Source organism: Streptomyces griseoflavus (assembly GCF_014649995.1).
GTDB classification, from domain to species: domain Bacteria; phylum Actinomycetota; class Actinomycetes; order Streptomycetales; family Streptomycetaceae; genus Streptomyces; species Streptomyces griseoflavus.
Window position 1 is genome coordinate 50,269 of sequence record NZ_BMUC01000021.1, and the last position, 16,626, is coordinate 66,894.

General features: G+C 72.3%; 16 protein-coding genes and 1 pseudogene. 8 read left to right on the forward strand and 9 right to left on the reverse strand.

The features are described from left to right. The first annotated feature begins 136 nt into the window (after window positions 1-136). On the forward strand, window positions 137-811 hold the full coding sequence (locus tag IE172_RS31150; protein ID WP_190100686.1) for an NUDIX domain-containing protein: 675 nt from the start codon (window positions 137-139) through the stop codon (window positions 809-811). Here IE172_RS31150 and IE172_RS31155 read toward each other — a convergent pair. Continuing rightward, the gene (locus IE172_RS31155; protein WP_229886638.1) at window positions 798-1,739 is read right to left on the reverse strand and encodes an endonuclease/exonuclease/phosphatase family protein; all 942 of its coding nucleotides are present in this window, start codon (window positions 1,737-1,739) and stop codon (window positions 798-800) included. The two genes, IE172_RS31150 and IE172_RS31155, sit on opposite strands and share 14 nt — an antisense overlap. Before the next feature lie 160 nt (window positions 1,740-1,899). Between IE172_RS31155 and IE172_RS31160 the strand changes: the two genes are divergently transcribed. Next, window positions 1,900-2,880: an aldo/keto reductase gene (locus IE172_RS31160; RefSeq protein WP_190100688.1), complete on the forward strand. Its 981-nt coding sequence runs from the start codon at window positions 1,900-1,902 to the stop codon at window positions 2,878-2,880. 68 nt (window positions 2,881-2,948) lie between these two features. Next, the gene (locus IE172_RS31165; RefSeq protein WP_190100689.1) at window positions 2,949-3,749 is read left to right on the forward strand and encodes a DUF427 domain-containing protein; all 801 of its coding nucleotides are present in this window, start codon (window positions 2,949-2,951) and stop codon (window positions 3,747-3,749) included. Here the strand turns inward: IE172_RS31165 and IE172_RS31170 are convergent. The 5 genes from IE172_RS31170 to iolC are packed head-to-tail and all read right to left on the reverse strand — an operon-like array spanning window position 3,739 to window position 9,240. Beyond that, window positions 3,739-4,524, reverse strand: coding sequence for a GntR family transcriptional regulator (locus IE172_RS31170; protein WP_190100690.1), 786 nt, complete (start codon window positions 4,522-4,524; stop codon window positions 3,739-3,741). The two genes, IE172_RS31165 and IE172_RS31170, sit on opposite strands and share 11 nt — an antisense overlap. Before the next feature lie 42 nt (window positions 4,525-4,566). Next, window positions 4,567-6,438, reverse strand: a complete 1,872-nt coding sequence (gene iolD / locus IE172_RS31175; RefSeq protein WP_190100691.1) for a 3D-(3,5/4)-trihydroxycyclohexane-1,2-dione acylhydrolase (decyclizing) — start codon at window positions 6,436-6,438, stop codon at window positions 4,567-4,569. Continuing rightward, a complete protein-coding gene (iolB, locus tag IE172_RS31180; RefSeq protein ID WP_190100692.1) occupies window positions 6,435-7,328 on the reverse strand; it encodes a 5-deoxy-glucuronate isomerase in 894 nt (297 codons plus the stop codon). The genes iolD and iolB overlap by 4 nt, the downstream gene beginning before the upstream one ends. 28 nt (window positions 7,329-7,356) lie before the next feature. Next, a complete protein-coding gene (locus IE172_RS31185; protein ID WP_190100693.1) occupies window positions 7,357-8,232 on the reverse strand; it encodes a Cgl0159 family (beta/alpha)8-fold protein in 876 nt (291 codons plus the stop codon). Window positions 8,233-8,247: 15 nt separating this feature from the next. Further along, on the reverse strand, window positions 8,248-9,240 hold the full coding sequence (gene iolC, locus IE172_RS31190; RefSeq protein ID WP_190100694.1) for a 5-dehydro-2-deoxygluconokinase: 993 nt from the start codon (window positions 9,238-9,240) through the stop codon (window positions 8,248-8,250). Window positions 9,241-9,556: 316 nt separating this feature from the next. On the opposite strand from iolC, the gene IE172_RS31195 reads away from it, so the two are divergent. From IE172_RS31195 to IE172_RS31215, 5 genes are read left to right on the forward strand one after another with little or no spacing between them, the layout of a single operon-like run. Then, complete coding sequence (locus IE172_RS31195; RefSeq protein ID WP_190100695.1) at window positions 9,557-10,576, forward strand: sugar ABC transporter substrate-binding protein; 1,020 nt, start codon at window positions 9,557-9,559, stop codon at window positions 10,574-10,576. Further along, window positions 10,576-11,655, forward strand: a complete 1,080-nt coding sequence (locus tag IE172_RS31200) for an ABC transporter permease (protein ID WP_190100696.1) — start codon at window positions 10,576-10,578, stop codon at window positions 11,653-11,655. Before IE172_RS31195 ends, IE172_RS31200 begins: the two co-directional genes overlap by 1 nt. A gap of 5 nt (window positions 11,656-11,660) precedes the next feature. Then, entirely contained in the window at window positions 11,661-12,563 is a 903-nt protein-coding gene (locus tag IE172_RS31205) for an ATP-binding cassette domain-containing protein (RefSeq protein WP_190100697.1), read from the forward strand. Between the two features lies 1 nt (window position 12,564). Then, a complete protein-coding gene (locus IE172_RS31210; protein WP_190100698.1) occupies window positions 12,565-13,467 on the forward strand; it encodes a sugar phosphate isomerase/epimerase family protein in 903 nt (300 codons plus the stop codon). A 26-nt stretch (window positions 13,468-13,493) separates the two neighbouring features. After that, window positions 13,494-14,513, forward strand: a complete 1,020-nt coding sequence (locus IE172_RS31215) for a Gfo/Idh/MocA family protein (RefSeq protein ID WP_190100699.1) — start codon at window positions 13,494-13,496, stop codon at window positions 14,511-14,513. A 63-nt stretch (window positions 14,514-14,576) separates the two neighbouring features. Here the strand turns inward: IE172_RS31215 and IE172_RS31220 are convergent, their stop codons facing one another. The 3 genes and pseudogenes from IE172_RS31220 to IE172_RS34955 form a co-directional block, all read right to left on the reverse strand. Further along, entirely contained in the window at window positions 14,577-15,581 is a 1,005-nt protein-coding gene (locus IE172_RS31220; RefSeq protein WP_190100700.1) for a Gfo/Idh/MocA family protein, read from the reverse strand. 126 nt (window positions 15,582-15,707) lie between these two features. Then, complete coding sequence (locus IE172_RS31225; RefSeq protein ID WP_190100701.1) at window positions 15,708-16,484, reverse strand: SDR family oxidoreductase; 777 nt, start codon at window positions 16,482-16,484, stop codon at window positions 15,708-15,710. Between the two features lie 19 nt (window positions 16,485-16,503). Next, window positions 16,504-16,626 (reverse strand): annotated as a pseudogene (locus tag IE172_RS34955) (phytanoyl-CoA dioxygenase family protein); the annotation flags it as partial.

Consider the following 16,626-nt stretch of genomic DNA (forward strand, 5'->3'; position numbering starts at 1 on the left):
CGAGAACAGCAGGTCGGCGGGCCGTACCGGGGACTCCGGTACGGCCTTTCGGCTGTCCCGCCTCCCCGGGCCGGGCCCGTGATAGAAGCGGGGGCATGAGCACCGCGCACCCGCCCTGCCCGCCGTCGGCCCGCCGATGACCGCCGGCATCGACTCCCCGGACCGCCGGGGCCGCACCGGACTCGACCGCACGGGCCGTGACCTGACCGGCAACCCGCGGGTGAGGATCCGGGACGTGAGACTGCTGTCCAGCCACTGGTACGTCGAGCGGACCACGACCTTCGACCTCCAGCGCGCCGACGGCACCTGGAGCACCCAGGAACGCGAGACGCACGACCGCGGCAACGGCGCCACCATGCTGCTCTACGACGCCGAACGCGAAACCGTGCTCCTCACCCGCCAGTTCCGCTTCCCCGTCTACGTCAACGGCCACCCCGACGGACTGCTGATCGAGACACCGGGCGGCCTGCTCGACGACGAGGACGAGCACCCCGAGGTCGCCGTCCGCCGTGAGGTGGTGGAGGAGACCGGCCACACCATCGGCCCCGTCCAGCACGTCTTCGACGTCTACATGAGCCCCGGCTCGGTCACCGAACGCGTCAGCTTCTACGCCGCCGCCTACGGCCCGGCGACCCGCACCCACGAGGGCGGGGGCCTGCACGAGGAGGGCGAGGACATCGAGATCCTCGAACTGCCCTTCCGCCAGGCCCTGCGCATGATCCGTACCGGCCGGATCAACGACGCGAAGACCATCATGCTGCTGCAGTGGGCCGCGCTGGAGGGGCCTTTCGCCGGCGTCAGCGCAGGGTGATCCGGGCCGCCACCGGCAGATGGTCACTGCCGGTGGCGGGCAGGGCACGCAGGTGGTCGACGGTCGCCGAGCGGGCCATGACCTGGTCGATGCGGGCCACCGGCAGGGAAGCGGGGAAGCTCAGCGCGAACCCCCGCCGCGCCACGCCCAGCCGCGAGGTCAGCGGCTCCAGCCCCCGGTCGTCGACCGTGCCGTTCAGATCGCCCAGCAGGATCACCCGCTCCAGCCGCTCCGCGGCCACGGCCCCGCCCAGCAGCCCGGCGCTCTCGTCGCGCCGGGCCGACGCCAGACCGCCCGCCCCGACACGGATCGAGGGCAGGTGCGCGACGTACGCCGCGACGTCCCCGTGCGGCGTGCGGACCACGGTCCGCAGTCCGCGGCTCCAGGGCTCCGGGACACCCTCGGGCCTGATGTCCACGAGCCGGGTGCCCGTCAGCGGATGCCTCGACCACAGCCCCACGGTGCCCCGCACCGCGTGGTGCGGGTACTGCGCGGCGAGCACCCGCTCGTAGACCGGCAGCGCGCCGGGCACCAGCTCCTGCAGCGCGATGAGGTCGGGCCCGGCCCCGGCCAGCGCCCGGGCCGTGCCCGCCGGATCGGTGTTCTCGTCGCTGACGTTGTGCTGCACCACCACCAGGGCGCGCGGTCCGGACGGCGCGCCGGGCAGCAGCAGCCCGCCGAAGAGGTGCGTCCAGGCCGCCGTGGGCAGCAGCAGCGCCAGCAGCGCGACAGCCGACCGGCGCAGCACGGCCAGGACGAACAGCGGGACCACCGCCAGGCCGAGCCACGGCAGGAACGACTCCAGCAGACTGCCCACCCGGCCCGGCCGGTTCGGCACCACCCCGTGGAACGCCGTCAGCCCTGCCGTCAGCACCGCGCAGACGGCGAGCACCCGCCCCCGCGTCCACACCCACCGCTGCCGCTCCACCCGCCACCCCGTCCGTTCGTCCCGTCGTACAGGACGAACCGCAAAGCGGAACGGTTTCGCCCCGGGTGTGCGAGCCCGCCCGCTTGACCTGGAGCGCTCTCCAAGAGGAAGACTCCCCAGCCGTGCCCCGACGACGGGGTGCGCGAGGGAGGGATCCGCCATGAAGTACCGCACCATCGGCACCGGCCCGCACAGCCGCCGGGTGAGCGTGCTCGCGCTCGGCGCGATGATGTTCGGATCGACGACCGACGAGAGGACCGCGTTCGCCCTGCTCGACCGCTACGCCGAAGCCGGCGGCACCTTCGTCGACACGTCCGACAACTACGCCTTCTGGACCGACGGCGGCCAGGGCGGGCAGAGCGAGGAGCTGCTCGGCCGCTGGCGGCGCAGCCGCGGCGTGGGCGGGGAGATGGTGTTCGCCACCAAGCTCGGCGCACGCCCCCTCGCCCCCGGCACCGACTACGTCGACAACCCGGAGGGCCTGTCCGCGAAGGTGATCAGGGAGTCGTCCGAGCGCAGCAGGGAGCGGCTCGGGCTGGAGCGGCTGGACCTGCTGTACGCGCACATCGACGACCACACCGTCCCGCAGCGGGAGACGGTCGAGGGCTTCGCGGCCCTGGTCGCCGAGGGCGCGGTCGGGCTGCTCGGCGTGAGCAACCAGGCCGTGTGGCGGGTGGAGCGGGCCCGGGCCCTCGCGGCGGCGGCCGGACTGCCCGGGTACGAGGTGCTGCAGTACCAGCACAGCTATCTCCGCCCCCGCTCCGACGTCCCCGAGCGCCTCTTCCCCGACGGCGGCCTCGGCCACGCCGGGGCGGAGCTGTCCGGCTACCTCCGCGCCGAGCCCGCTCTCACCCTGGTCGCCTACTCGCCGCTGCTCAAGGGCGCCTACGCCCGCCCCGGGCGGCTGCCCCACGACTACGACCACCCGGGCACCCCGGCCCGCCTCGCGGTGCTGCACGAGGTCGCCCGGGAGACCGGCGCGACACCCGGCCAGGTGGTGCTGGCCTGGCAGCTCGGCCACGAACTGCCGATCCTGCCGCTGGCCGGGGTGTCGTCCCTGGACCAGCTGGAGGAGAACCTGGCGGCGGTGGACCTGGAGCTGTCCACGCAGCAGCGGGCCCGGCTGGACGCGGCGCACTGAGACGGACATCCGCGTCCGCCGGTGGGACGGTGGAAGGGGCACCGGCCCATCCGGAGGGAGTCCCGGCCATGATCACCCACCCCGCCGCCCGTTTCCAGCGGGCGACCCCCGAGGGCCTGCTGTGGGAGCCCAGCGAGCGCTGGGTGCGCGGCACCGCCGGCGACGTCACCGTCGTCGACAGCCGCCACCCGGTCCTCGTCTGGGAACCCCGGCTGCCCGTCCCGCGGTACGCCTTCCCCCGGGAGGAGGTGCGCACGGACCTCCTCCTGCCCGCCCGGCGCCCCCAAACGGGCAGCCACACCGGTTCGACGGTCTTCTACGACCTCCACGCCGGCGGCGACCCGCGCCCGAACGCGGCCTGGACGTTCCCCGCCGACGACCTGTCCGGGTACATCGCCTTCGCGTGGTCCGGGCGCACCGGCCTCGACCACTGGTACGAGGAGGACGAGGAGATCTTCGTCCACCCCCGCGACCCGCACAAACGGGTGGACGCCATGCCGAGCAGCCGCCACGTCCGGGTCGGGATCGAGGGCACCGTCGTCGCCGACACCCACCACCCGGTCCTGCTGTTCGAGACCTCGCTGCCGACCCGCTACTACCTTCCGCGCGACGACGTCCGCCTGGACCTCTTCGATCCCGCGGAGCACAGCACCCGGTGCCCCTACAAGGGCACGGCCGACGCCTACTGGTCCTGGCGCGGCCAGGGCGCCGTACCGCCGCACATCCTGTGGAGCTACCCCGACCCGCTGCCCGCGGTGGCCGTGATCAAGGACCGCCTCGCCTTCTACAACGAGGCGGTCGACCTGACCGTGGACGGCGAACGCCTGCCGCGCCCGGTCACCCCGTTCAGCGCCGGCCTCAGGGCCTGACCAGCAGCTGGAAGTCGAAGGAGTACCGGGACGCGCGGTAGATGTGGGTGCCGAACTCCACCGGCCGGCCCGTGTCGTCGTACGCCGTGCGCTCCATGGTGAGCAGGGCCGCGCCCTCCCGCTCGTCCAGGCGTGCCGCCTCCGGCCCGGTGGCCGAGCGGGCACCGACGGTCTGGCGGGCGCTGTGCAGGGTGATGCCGGCCGAGCGCATCATCCGGTACAGCCCGGTCGTCTCCAGACGGTCGTCGTCCAGGTCCAGCAGGTCCGCCGGCAGATAGTTGCACAGCAGGGCGACCGGCTGGCCGTGGGTGCTGCGCAGACGTTCCAGGAGGACGACCTCGTCGCCCTCCGCCAGGGCGAGAGCCGCCGCCACGCCGGCGGGGGCCGGGACCGTCTCGTTGCGGACCACCAGCGTGGCCGGTCCCTGACCGGCCGCCTCCAGGTCGTCGTAGAGGCTGCTCAGCTCCAGCGGGCGCCTGACCCTGCTGTGCACCACCTGGGTGCCCACCCCGCGCCGCCGGACGAGCAGTCCCTTGTCGACGAGTGACTGGATGGCCTGGCGGACGGTGGGGCGGGACAGGCCGAGACGGACCGAGAGGTCCACCTCGTTGCCCAGCAGGTTGCCCGGGGCGAGCACTCCGTGCTGGATGGCCGCCTCGAGCTGCTGGGCGAGCTGGTGGTACAGCGGCACCGGACTGCCCCGGTCCAGGGCGAAGTCCAGGGTGCTCAGCGCGGGTTCGGCCGCCGCGCGGGCGCGGTCACCGGTCTTCGCCATGGAACGAACCTCCCTCGGGGAGTGCGGACGGTGCGGGCGGGTTCACAGGTGACGTCGGCGTCCGGCGACCTGCGCGTCGTACCGTTCGCGGGCCCGGACGGCGGCCGGGCGGGACGCCACCTCGGCCACCGGCACGTCCCACCAGGCCTCGGCCCCGGGAGCGGTGGGCGTCGGGTCGGTCTCGACGTACACGCAGGTCGGACGGTCCGAGACGCGTGCCTCGGCCAGCGCGCCGCGCAGTTCGCCGACGGTCTTGGCGCGCAGCACCTCCATGCCGAGGCTGGCCGCGTTCGCGGCGAGGTCGACGGGCAGCGGTGCGCCGGTGAAGGTGCCGTCGGCGGCCCGGTGGCGATAGGCGGTGCCGAAGCGTTCGCCGCCGGTCTCCTCGGAGAGACCTCCGATGGAGGCGTAGCCGTGGTTCTGGATGAGCACCATGGTGACCGGCAGGCCCTCCTGGACGGCGGTGACGATCTCCGTCGGCATCATCAGATAGGTGCCGTCGCCGACCAGCGCCCACACCGGGGTGCCGGGGGCGGCCTGCTGGACACCCAGCGAGGCCGGGATCTCGTACCCCATGCAGGAGTAGCCGTACTCCAGGTGGTACTGGCGGGGGCTGCGCGCGCGCCACAGCTTGTGCAGGTCGCCGGGGAGCGAGCCGGCCGCGTTGATCACCACGTCCTCGTCGCCGACGACCGCGTCCAGCGCGCCCAGCACCTGCGTCTGCGTCGGTACCGCGCTGTCGTCGTCGGCACGGTAGGCGCGCTCGACGACCCGCTCCCACCGTTCCTTGCCCGCCCGGTACCCGTCCGCGTACGCGTCCTCGACCCGGTGTCCGGCCAGCGCCCGGGCGAGCTGCTCCAGACCGGTCCGCGCGTCGCAGACCAGGGTGCGCGCCGCCAGCTTGTGGGCGTCGAAGGCGGTGATGTTGAGGTTGAGGAAGCGCACGTCCGGGTTCTGGAACAGGGTGCCGGAGGCGGTGGTGAAGTCGGTGTAGCGGGTGCCGACGCCGATCACCAGGTCGGCGGTGCGGGCGAGTTCGTCGCTCACCGCCGTGCCGGTGTGGCCGATGCCGCCGAGGTCGGCGGGGTGGTCGTGGCGCAGGGAGCCCTTGCCGGCCTGGGTGGAGGCGACCGGGATGCCGGTGGCGTCCACCAGCGCCTTGAGCGCCTCCTCGGCCTCGCTGTGGTGCACCCCGCCGCCCGCGACGATCAGCGGCCGCCGCGCCGCCCGTACGGCCTCCACGGCCGCCGCCAGCTCCACCGGGTCCGGGGCGGGGCGGCGTACGGACCACACGCGGTCGGCGAAGAACTCCTCCGGCCAGTCGTACGCCTCCGCCTGCACGTCCTGCGGCAGGGCGAGGGTGACGGCGCCGGTCTCTGCCGGGTCGGCGAGCACCCGCATCGCGTTCAGCGCGGAGGCGATCAGCGCCTCGGGGCGGGTGATGCGGTCGAAGTACCGCGACACCGGGCGGAGCGTGTCGTTGACCGACACATCGGCCTCGACCGGGTGTTCGAGCTGCTGGAGCAGGGGGTCCGCGGCGCGGGAGGCGAAGTAGTCGCCGGGGAGCAGGAGGACGGGCAGCCGGTTGATCGTGGCGAGGGCGGCCCCGGTGACCAGGTTGGTCGCGCCGGGGCCGATGGAGGTCGTGACCGCCTGCGCGGAGAGCCGGTTCAGCTGCCGGGTGTAGCCGACCGCCGCGTGCACCATCGCCTGCTCGTTGCGGCCCTGGTGGTACGGCATGACATCGGCGTACTCGACCAGCGCCTGCCCGATGCCGGCCACGTTGCCGTGACCGAAGATGCCCCAGGTGCCCGCGATCAGCCGGCGGCGCACGCCGTCCCGCTCGGTGTACTGGGCGGACAGGAACCGCACCAGCGCCTGGGCGGTCGTCAGTCGGCGGGTGGTGGCACTCATGCGGACCTCTCCGGTGCGGTGTATAGGGGGAGTCGGGGGTCGACGGGCCGGCCCTGCCAGGTGTCGCGGATCCAGGCGTGGTCGGGGTGGTCGCAGATCAGCCAGGCGCGTTCGTCCCCGGGGCCGGCCATGACGTTGAGGTAGTACATGTGGTGGCCGGGCACCGCCATGGACGGCCCGTGCCAGCCGTCCGGGATGAGGACGACGTCGCCGTCGCGCACCTCCGCCAGCACGTCCGTGTCGCGGCCCGGGCCGGAGGGGGAGACCCGCTGGTAGCCGAGGCCCGGGGTGCCGTCGTGGGCGGCGAACTCGAAGTAGTAGATCTCCTCCAGCACGGACTCCTCGCCCGGCCGGTGCTCGTCGTGCTTGTGGGGCGGGAAGGAGGACCAGTTGCCGCCCGGGGTGAGCACCTCGACCGCGATGAGCCGGTCGCACTCGAACTCGCCCGCCGCACCGAAGTTGTTGACCTGCCGCGAGCAGTTCCCGGTGCCGCGCAGTTCCACCGGCACGCCCCAGGCGGGTCCGTAACGGGCGGGCAGGCGGCGGGTGCAGCGGGCGCCGGTGAGGGCGAACCGGCCGCCCCCGGCGGAGGTGACGCGCGCACGGGCGTCGCGCGGGACGTAGGCGAAGTCGCTCACGCCGTCGAACACACTGGTGCGGCCGGTGAGTTCGAAGGTGTCGTGGCCGAAGTCGTCGTCCACGGCGACGGTGCAGCCACCGTTCAGCGGCAGCACGATCCACTCACTGTCGCCGGCGTCGAACGTGTGCGTGCCGCCGGGCTCCAGCTCCAGGACGCGCAGACTCGAGTAACCCCAGCCTGCCGTCCGCGGAGTGACGTCGACGGCGTAGGGGCCGGCGGGGGCGCTGCCCGCGGGAAGGTGATGCGTCATGCGGTGCCTCCGTGGTCGTAGGGGCTCGTCACAGCAGTCCGACGGCCGTGTCGACGGCCTTCTCCACACTGCCGTCCGCCGGGTAGAGCAGGGAGCGGCCGACGACCATCCCCTGCACGGTGGGCAGCCGGAGCGCCTTGCCCCACCGCTCGTACGCGGCCTCCTGGTCGCCGACCTCCCCGCCGAGCAGCACGACGGGCAGCGTCGACGTCCGCAGCACCTGCTCCATGTCGTCGACGTCGTCGGTGACCGGCAGTTTCAGCCAGGTGTAGGCGGAGGTGCCGCCCAGCCCCGAGGCGATGGCGATGGAGCGGGTGACGGCCTCGGCGGACAGGTCGTTGCGCACCCGGCCGTCCACCCGGCGGGAGATGAACGGCTCCACGAACACCGGCAGCCCGCGCTCGGCCATGGCGTCGACGGCGCGGGCGGAGGACTCCAGGGTGGTCAGCGAGCCGGGGTCGTCGTAGTCGATCCGCACCAGCAGCTTGCCGGCGTCGAAACCGAGCCGGGCGATGTCCTCGGCGCGGTGGCCGGTGAAACGGTCGTCCATCTCGAAGGAGGCCCCCGCCAGGCCGCCGCGGTTCATCGAACCCATGACGACCTTGTTCTCCAGCGCCCCGAGGAGCAGCAGGTCCTCCAGGATGTCGGCGGTGGCCAGCACCCCGTCCACTCCCGGCCGGGACAGCGCGACGCAGAGACGTTCCAGCAGGTCGGCCCGGTCCGCCATGGCCAGGCGCCGGTCACCGATGCCGAGCGCGCCCCGGGCGGGGTGGTCGGCGGCCACGATCATCAGCCGGCCGCTGTCGCCGATCAGCGGGCGGCGGGCCCGGCGGGCGGCCGCCTCGGCGACGGCCTCCGGGTTCCGGGCGCGGACCGCGGTGAGGTCGGGGATGCTGAGATTCAAGGGAAAGGGCTCCGTTCAGGACTGGCTCGGCAGGCCCGCCGCGTCCGGCGACGCGGCCCGCGCGAGGAGGTCCGCCACTTCCGACGGGGTCGGCATGGCGGACGAGCAGGCGAGGCGCGAGGCGACGAGGGCGCCGGCGGCGTTGGCGTGGCGCATGGTCCGCTCCAGGTCCCAGCCGGAGAGCAGACCGTGGCAGAGCGAGCCGCCGAAGGCGTCGCCCGCGCCGAGACCGTTGACCACCTCGACCGGCACCGGGGGCACCTCGGCCCGGGTGCCGTCGCGGTGCACGGCGAGCACGCCCTTCGGACCCTGCTTGACCACGGCGAGCTCCACCCCGGCCGCCAGCAGCGCCTCGGCGCAGGCCTCGGGCTCGCGCACCCCCGTGGCGACCTCGCACTCCTCGAGGTTGCCGACCGCGACCGTGGCGTGTCGCAGCGCCTCGCGGTAGTACGGGCGTGCCTGGTCGGGGTCCCGCCAGAACATGGGGCGCCAGTCGAGGTCGAAGACGGTGGTGCCGGCCCGGTCCCGGGCCGCGAGGGCGTCGAGGGTGGCCGAGCGGCTCGGCTCCTCGCTCAGACCGGTGCCGGTGATCCAGAAGATCCCCGCCGCGCGCACGGCGGGCAGGTCCAGCTCGTGGGTGTGGATCTCCAGGTCGGGGGCCTTGGGGCGGCGGTAGAAGTAGAGGGGGAAGTCGTCCGGCGGGAAGATCTCGCAGAACGTGACGGGGGTGGGGAGGCCGGGGACTGGGGTGACCCAGCGGTCGTCCACGCCGAAGTCGTTCAGCGCCTCGTGCAGATAGGTGCCGAAGGGGTCCGCCCCCGTGCGGGTGATCACGGCCGTCGAGCGGCCCAGCCGGGCGGCCGCGACCGCGACGTTCGCGGCCGATCCGCCCAGGAACTTCCCGAATGTCTCCACCCGCGACAGCGGCACACCGGTCTGCAGGGGATAAAGATCGACCCCGATGCGACCCATGGTGATGAGGTCGAAATACTGTGGTGAGTCGGCCATGAAGCGATGCTCCTGAAGCTGCTGGGGATGCGGGTCCCGAGGCGCCCTACCACGGTGGGACGGGGATTCCGGGGACCTGCTGCCTCTCAGGTGTAGGTCTCCGGGGGCGGCGATGTCAATAGTTTGTACTTACATTCGGACGAGTGCGTGAAATGATGTCTTAACAAAGTATTGACAGCAGCCGTATCTGGGGATTGGATCGCGTCCCAGCACGACAGCCGTGTGCCATGGCACACACCCGAACTCCCGGAGTCCCGGGCCACCGGGCCCCGGACTCCCGCCCTTTCCCCGCGTAGCACAGTGAGGTGCAGGACAGATGGACCGCTCTTCTCACACCCGCTCCCGCAGAATCGCGCCGTTCGTCGCGATCGCGGCGGCAGCCGCCCTGACCCTCGCCGGCTGTTCCAGCGGTTCCGGCGGCAAGAAGTCGGAGGAGGGCGGAGACGACGCCTCGGCGGGCAAGGCCTCCACGCCCCGCATGAAGGTCGCCCTCGTCACCCACCAGGCGCCCGGCGACACCTTCTGGGACATCGTCCGCAAGGGTGCCGAGGCCGCGGCCGCCAAGGACAACGTCGACCTCGTCTACTCCGCCGACCCGAACGCGGGCAACCAGGCCAACCTGGTGCAGAACGCGATCGACCAGAAGGTCGACGGCATAGCCGTCACCCTCGCCAAGCCGGACGCCCTCAAGGACGTCATCAACAAGGCCTCGGCGGCCGGCATACCCGTGGTCGGCCTCAACTCCGGGCTGAGTGACTGGAAGGACCTCGGCCTGCTGGAGTTCTTCGGCCAGGACGAGTCGGTCGCGGGTGAGGCGTTCGGCAAGAAGCTCAACGAGGTCGGCGCCAAGAGCACCCTCTGCGTCGTCCACGAGCAGGGCAACGTCGGCCTGACCCAGCGCTGCGACGGCGTGAAGAAGACCTTCGAGGGCAAGACCCAGGTCGTCAACGTCAACGGCACCGACATGCCGTCGGTCAAGTCGACCGTCACCGCCAAGCTCAAGCAGGACTCCTCCATCGACTACGTCGTCACCCTCGGCGCGCCCTTCGCGCCGACCGCCGTGCAGTCGGTGGGTGACGCCGGCAGCAAGGCGAAGGTCGCCACCTTCGACCTCAACAAGGACCTGACCAAGGCGATCCAGGCCGGCGACATCGAGTTCGCCGTGGACCAGCAGCCCTACCTCCAGGGCTACCTCGCCGTCGACGGCCTGTGGCTCTACAAGAACAACGGCAACTACAGCGGCGGCGGTGAGCAGCCGGTCCTCACCGGCCCGGCGTTCGTCGACAAGTCCAACGTCGACGCGGTCTCCGAGTACGCCGCGAAGGGCACTCGGTGATGAGCATGGCGCGACAGGCTGAGCCGGCGGCGGTCACCCCGCCGCCGGCTCCCGGCCCCAAGGAGAGCGACGGCCGCACGGTGCGGCGCCCGCTGGCGCTGCGGCTGCTCGCCCGGCCCGAGGTCGGCGTGTTCCTCGGCGCCGTCGCCGTCCTGGTGTTCTTCCTCTTCACCGCCCCGCCCGTGCGGGACGGCAGCTCGATGGCGAACATCCTGTACCAGTCGTCGACCATCGGGATCATGGCGCTGCCCGTGGCGCTGCTGATGATCGGCGGCGAGTTCGACCTCTCGGCCGGTGTCGCCGTCATCACCTCGGCGCTCACCGCGAGCATGCTCAGCTACCAGCTCACCATGAACGTCTGGGTGGGCGTCGTCGTCGCCCTGGTGGTGTCCCTCGCCGTCGGCATGTTCAACGGCTGGATGCTGGTGAAGACCGGGCTGCCCAGCTTCCTGGTCACCCTCGGCACCTTCCTGATCCTCCAGGGCGTCAACCTCGCGGTGACGAAACTGGTCACCGGCAACGTTGCCACCGACGACATCAGCGACATGGACGGCTTCGCCCAGGCCAAGGCGATCTTCGCCTCCAGCTTCGAGGTCGGCGGCGTCCAGGTGAAGATCACCGTGGTGTGGTGGCTGGTCTTCGCCGCCCTGGCCACCTGGGTCCTGCTGCGCACCAAGTACGGCAACTGGATCTTCGCGGTCGGCGGCAACAAGGACAGCGCCCGCGCGGTCGGCGTCCCCGTCACCTTCACCAAGATCTCGCTGTTCATGCTGGTCGGCTTCGGCGCCTGGTTCATCGGCATGCACAACCTGTTCTCCTTCAACACCGTGCAGTCCGGCGAGGGCGTCGGCCAGGAACTCATCTACATCGCCGCGGCGGTCATCGGCGGCTGTCTGCTGACCGGCGGCTACGGCTCGGCGATCGGCCCGGTCTTCGGCGCCTTCATGTTCGGCATGGTGCAGCAGGGCATCGTCTACGCCGGCTGGAACCCCGACTGGTTCAAGGCATTCCTCGGCGTGATGCTCCTCGGCGCCGTCCTCATCAATCTGTGGGTCCAGCGCACGGCGACCCGGAGGTGACCGCAATGACCGACAAGAAGACCTCCACCGCCCTCGAGGACGGCCCCTCCGACGGGGGCCGCCCCCTGGTCGAACTCCGCGACGCCGGCAAGTCCTACGGCAACATCCGCGCCCTGCACGGCGTGGACCTCGCCGTCCACCCCGGCAGGGTGAGCTGCGTCCTCGGCGACAACGGCGCCGGCAAGTCCACCCTCATCAAGATCATCTCGGGGCTGCACCAGCACACCGAGGGCGAGTTCCTCGTCGACGGCGGCCCGGTGCGCTTCTCCAGCCCGCGCGAAGCCCTCGACAAGGGCATCGCCACCGTCTACCAGGACCTCGCGGTCGTCCCGCTGATGCCCGTGTGGCGGAACTTCTTCCTCGGCTCCGAACTCACCAAGGGCCCCTGGCCCGTCCGCCGACTCGACATCGACCGGATGAAGAGGACGGCCGACGAGGAACTGCGCAACATGGGCATCGTCCTGGACGACATGGAACAGCCCATCGGCACCCTCTCCGGCGGCCAGCGCCAGTGCGTCGCGATCGCCCGCGCCGTCCACTTCGGCGCCCGCGTCCTCATCCTCGACGAGCCGACCGCCGCCCTCGGCGTCAAGCAGTCCGGCGTGGTCCTCAAGTACATAGCCATGGCCCGCGACCGCGGCCTCGGCGTCATCTTCATCACCCACAACCCGCACCACGCCTACATGGTCGGCGACCACTTCAGCGTGCTGCGCCTGGGCACCATGGAACTCAGCGCCGACCGCAGCCGGGTCGGCCTCGACGAACTGACCAACCACATGGCCGGCGGTGCCGAACTGGCCGCCCTCAAGCACGAACTCGCGCAGGTCCGCGGCGTCGACACCGAGGAGCTCCCCGAGGAGGGTGACCTCCGGGCCCCCGCGGCCGCACCCGAGGAAGGAAGGTCCTGACATGGCAGTCGCGCTCGACCGCATCCGGGTCGGTTCCGCCCCCGACTCCTGGGGCGTCTGGTTCCCCGACGACCCGCAGCAGGTGCCCTGGCAGCGCTTCCTCGACGAGGTCGCCGAGGCCGGCTACTCCTGGATCGAACTCGGCCCCTACGGCTACCTCCCGACCGACCCGGCCCGCCTCACCGACGAGGTGGACCGGCGGGGCCTGAAGGTCTCGGCCGGCACCATCTTCTGCGGACTGCACCGCGGTCCCGCCGAGTGGGAGTCCACCTGGGAGCAGGTCAGCCGGGTCGCCGCGCTCACCCGGGACATGGGGGCCGGGCACCTCGTCGTCATCCCCTCCTTCTGGCGCGACGACAAGACCGCCGAGATCCTCGAACCCGCGGAGCTCACCACCGAGCAGTGGGGCCACCTCACCCGGGGCATGGAACGCCTCGGCCGCGAGGTGAAGGAGACGTACGGCCTCGACATCGTCGTCCACCCGCACGCCGACACCCACATCGACACCGAGGAGCACGTCGAGCGCTTCCTCGACTCCACCGACTCCGGCCTCGTCAACCTCTGCCTGGACACCGGCCACTACGCCTACTGCGGCGGCGACAGCGTCAAGCTGATCGAGACCTACGGCGAGCGCATCGGCTACCTGCACCTCAAGCAGGTCGACCCGGAGATCCTCGCCGACGTGGTCGCCCACCAGATCCCGTTCGGGCCCGCCGTCCAGCGCGGCGTGATGTGCGAACCGCCCGCGGGCGTACCCGACCTCGGCCCGGTCCTCACCGCCGCCCAGAAGCTCGACGTGGACCTGTTCGCCATCGTCGAGCAGGACATGTACCCCTGCGAGCCCGACAAGCCGCTCCCGATCGCGGTGCGCACCCGCAAGTTCCTCCGCTCCTGCGGCGCCTGACGACCCGGACCGGGAGGCGAGAAGAGATGGACCGGCGCGAGCCACTGGGCATCGCCGTCATCGGCACCGGCCGCATGGGCACGGACCACGTACGCCGGATCGACCGGGTCGTCAGCGGCGCGCGGGTCACCGCCGTCGTGGACATCGACGCCGGACGGGCCGGGGCCGTCGCCGCGGGCATCGACGGCTGCACCGCCCACACCGACGCCGCCGCCGCGATGGCGGCGGCCGACGTCGACGCGGTGCTGATCGCCTCCTCCGGGCCGGCCCACGAAGCCGCTCTGCTCACCGCGTTCGAGCACGATCTGCCCGTCCTGTGCGAGAAGCCGCTCACCCCCGACGCGGCCTCCGCCCTGCGCGTCATGGAAGCCGAACAGGCCCTCGGCCACCGCCGGGTGCAGGTCGGCTTCATGCGCCGCTACGACAGCGAGTACGTGCGGCTGAAGGCGCTGCTGTCCACCGGACGGCTCGGCCGTCCGCTGATGCTGCACAACCGCCACCGCAACGTGGCCTCCCCGCCCTTCTTCACCAGCGCGATGCTGATCAGCGACTCCGTCGCCCACGAGGTGGACGCGACCCGCTGGCTCCTCGGCCACGAGATCAGTGCCGTGACGGTGCTGCGCCCCACCCCGTCAGCGGGCGCCCCCGAAGGGCTGAGCGATCCTCAGTTCGTCGTCCTGGAGACCGACGGCGGCGCCCTCTCCGACGTGGAGATCTTCGTCAACTGCGGCTTCGGCTACCAGGTCCGGGCCGAGGTGGTCTGCGAACGCGGCACCGCCCGCATCGGCGACGGCCACTCCCTGATCACCCACACGGCCGGCCGCTGGGGCGGCACCATCACCCAGGACTGGACCGACCGCTTCGCCCAGGCATACGACGACGAGATCCAGACCTGGGTCGACACCACCAGGCGCGGCGAGGTCACCGGACCGAGCACCTGGGACGGCTACGCCGCGGCGGCCGTCTGCGAGGCCGGTGTCCGCGCGCTGGAGGAGGGCGGCCGGGTGGAGGTCGACCTGGTGGAGAAACCACCGCTGTACCGCTGACACCACGACCGCGGCCGCCCTCCCGGGGGCGGCCGCGGTCGTGTCGGCGCGGAACCGGTCCGCTCAGCCCTGCCGCACCTCCTCGACGGTGACGGGACGGTGCTCGCGCAGGGAGAGGGTGCACGCCTCGGCGATCCAGCCCGCCTCCAGGGCGTCCGCGACGGTGCACGGCGAGGGGCGGGAGCCGGCCACGACCTCGGTGAACGCCTCCAGTTCGGCGCGGTAGGCGGCCGTGAACCGGTCCATGAAGAAGTCGTGCGGGGTGCCCGCCGGGAAGGTCACGCCCGGCTCCACCGACCGCAGCGGCAGCTTGTCCTCCAGACCCACCGCGATGGAGTCCGTGAAACCGTGGATCTCCATGCGGACGTCGTAACCCCGCGCGTTGTGACGGCTGTTGGAGACGACCGCGAGCGTGCCGTCGTCCAGGGTGAGGACCGCGCCGGTGGTGTCGGCGTCCCCCGCCTCCTTGATGTAGGCGGCACCCCGGTTGCCGCCGGCCGCGTAGACCTCGGTCACCTCCCGGCCGGTCACCCAGCGGATGATGTCGAAGTCGTGCACCGAGCAGTCGCGGAAGATGCCCCCGGAGGCGGCGATGTACGCGGCCGGCGGCGGCGCCGGGTCCAGCGTGGTGGAGCGCACCGTGTGCAGTGTGCCCAGCTCCCCGCTCCGCACGGCGGCCCGCGCGGCGACGAAGCCCGCGTCGAAGCGGCGGTTGAAACCGATCTGGACCGGCACCTCCCGGCCGTCGACGGCCTTCAGGACCTCCACTCCCTCGGCCATGGTGCGCGCCACGGGCTTCTCGCAGAAGACGGGCACCCCCGCCTCGACGCAGGCCACGATCAGCGCCGGATGGGCGTCGGTCGCGGCGGCGACCACCACCCCGTCCACCCCCGCCGCGAGCAGCGCCTCGGGGGTGTCCGCGACCTCGGCCCCGAACCGCTCGGCGGCCGCCTTCGCGGCTTCCGCGAACGGATCGGAGACGACGAGGGACTCGACGGTGTCGAGCCCGGACAGGGTCTCGGCGTGGAAGGCGCCGATACGGCCGAGGCCGAGGATTCCGATGCGCATGGGGACGGTGCTCCTTCGGTGCTGAGGTGCTGAGGTGCTGAAGTGCGGAAGTGCGGAAGTGCGGAAGTGGGGAAGTGAGTGCGGGGGTGGGGGCGCTGACGGGCAGGGGAAGGTGGGGCGGGGGAGTCAGTCGAGGCCGCCGAGGACGTTCTGGTCCCAGTCGATCACGGACCCGGTGACCACTCCGGAACGGTCGGAGAGCAGCAGGACCACGAAGTCGGCGATCTCGTCCGGCCGGCCGAGCCGGCCCATCGGCAGCCGCGCGCCGGCCTGTTCGCGCCAGTCGTCCCCGGCGGCATGGAAGGTGCGCTGGGTGGCGTCCTCGCCCTCGGTGGCGGTCCAGCCGATGTTCACGCCGTTGATCCGGATCCGGTCCCAGCGGTGGGCGTGGGCCGCGTTGCGGGTCAGGCCGGCGAGTCCCGCCTTCGCCGCCACGTACGGCGCGAGGAACGGCTGCCCGCCGTGCGCCGAGGAGGTGATGATGTTGACGACGGTGCCGGGTGCCTCGCGCCGCACCATGTCCGCCACCGCGGCCTGCATGGCGAAGAACGGCGCCTTCAGGTTGATCGCGATGTGCTGGTCGAACAACTCCGGCGTGGTGTCCAGGAGCGTGCCGCGCGAGGTGAGCCCCGCGGAGTTGACCAGGCAGTCGATCCTGCCGTACTCCTCCACCACCCGGGTGACCGAGCCCCTGGCCTGCTCGGCGTCCGCCAGGTCGGCCCGGACGAACAGCGCCGTGCCGCCCCGGCCGGTCAGCTCGGCGACCAGCGCCTCACCGGGTTCCGGGCGGCGCCCGCTCACCGCCACCACCGCCCCCTCGCGGACCGCGGCCCGGGCGACGGCGGCACCCACGCCCTGACTGCCGCCGTTGACGAGGACGACCTTGTCGTCGAGAAGTCCCATGACGTGACCCGTGTTCCCTTCAGCTCTCGCGCCGCTTGGCGCCGGCCCGCAGTTCCTCCCGCAGCGTCCGCGCGGTCCATCCCTCGCGCAGCGCCCGGCGTACGACATCGGCCTGCGAGGGCGGGGCCAGGCCCTCGACCGG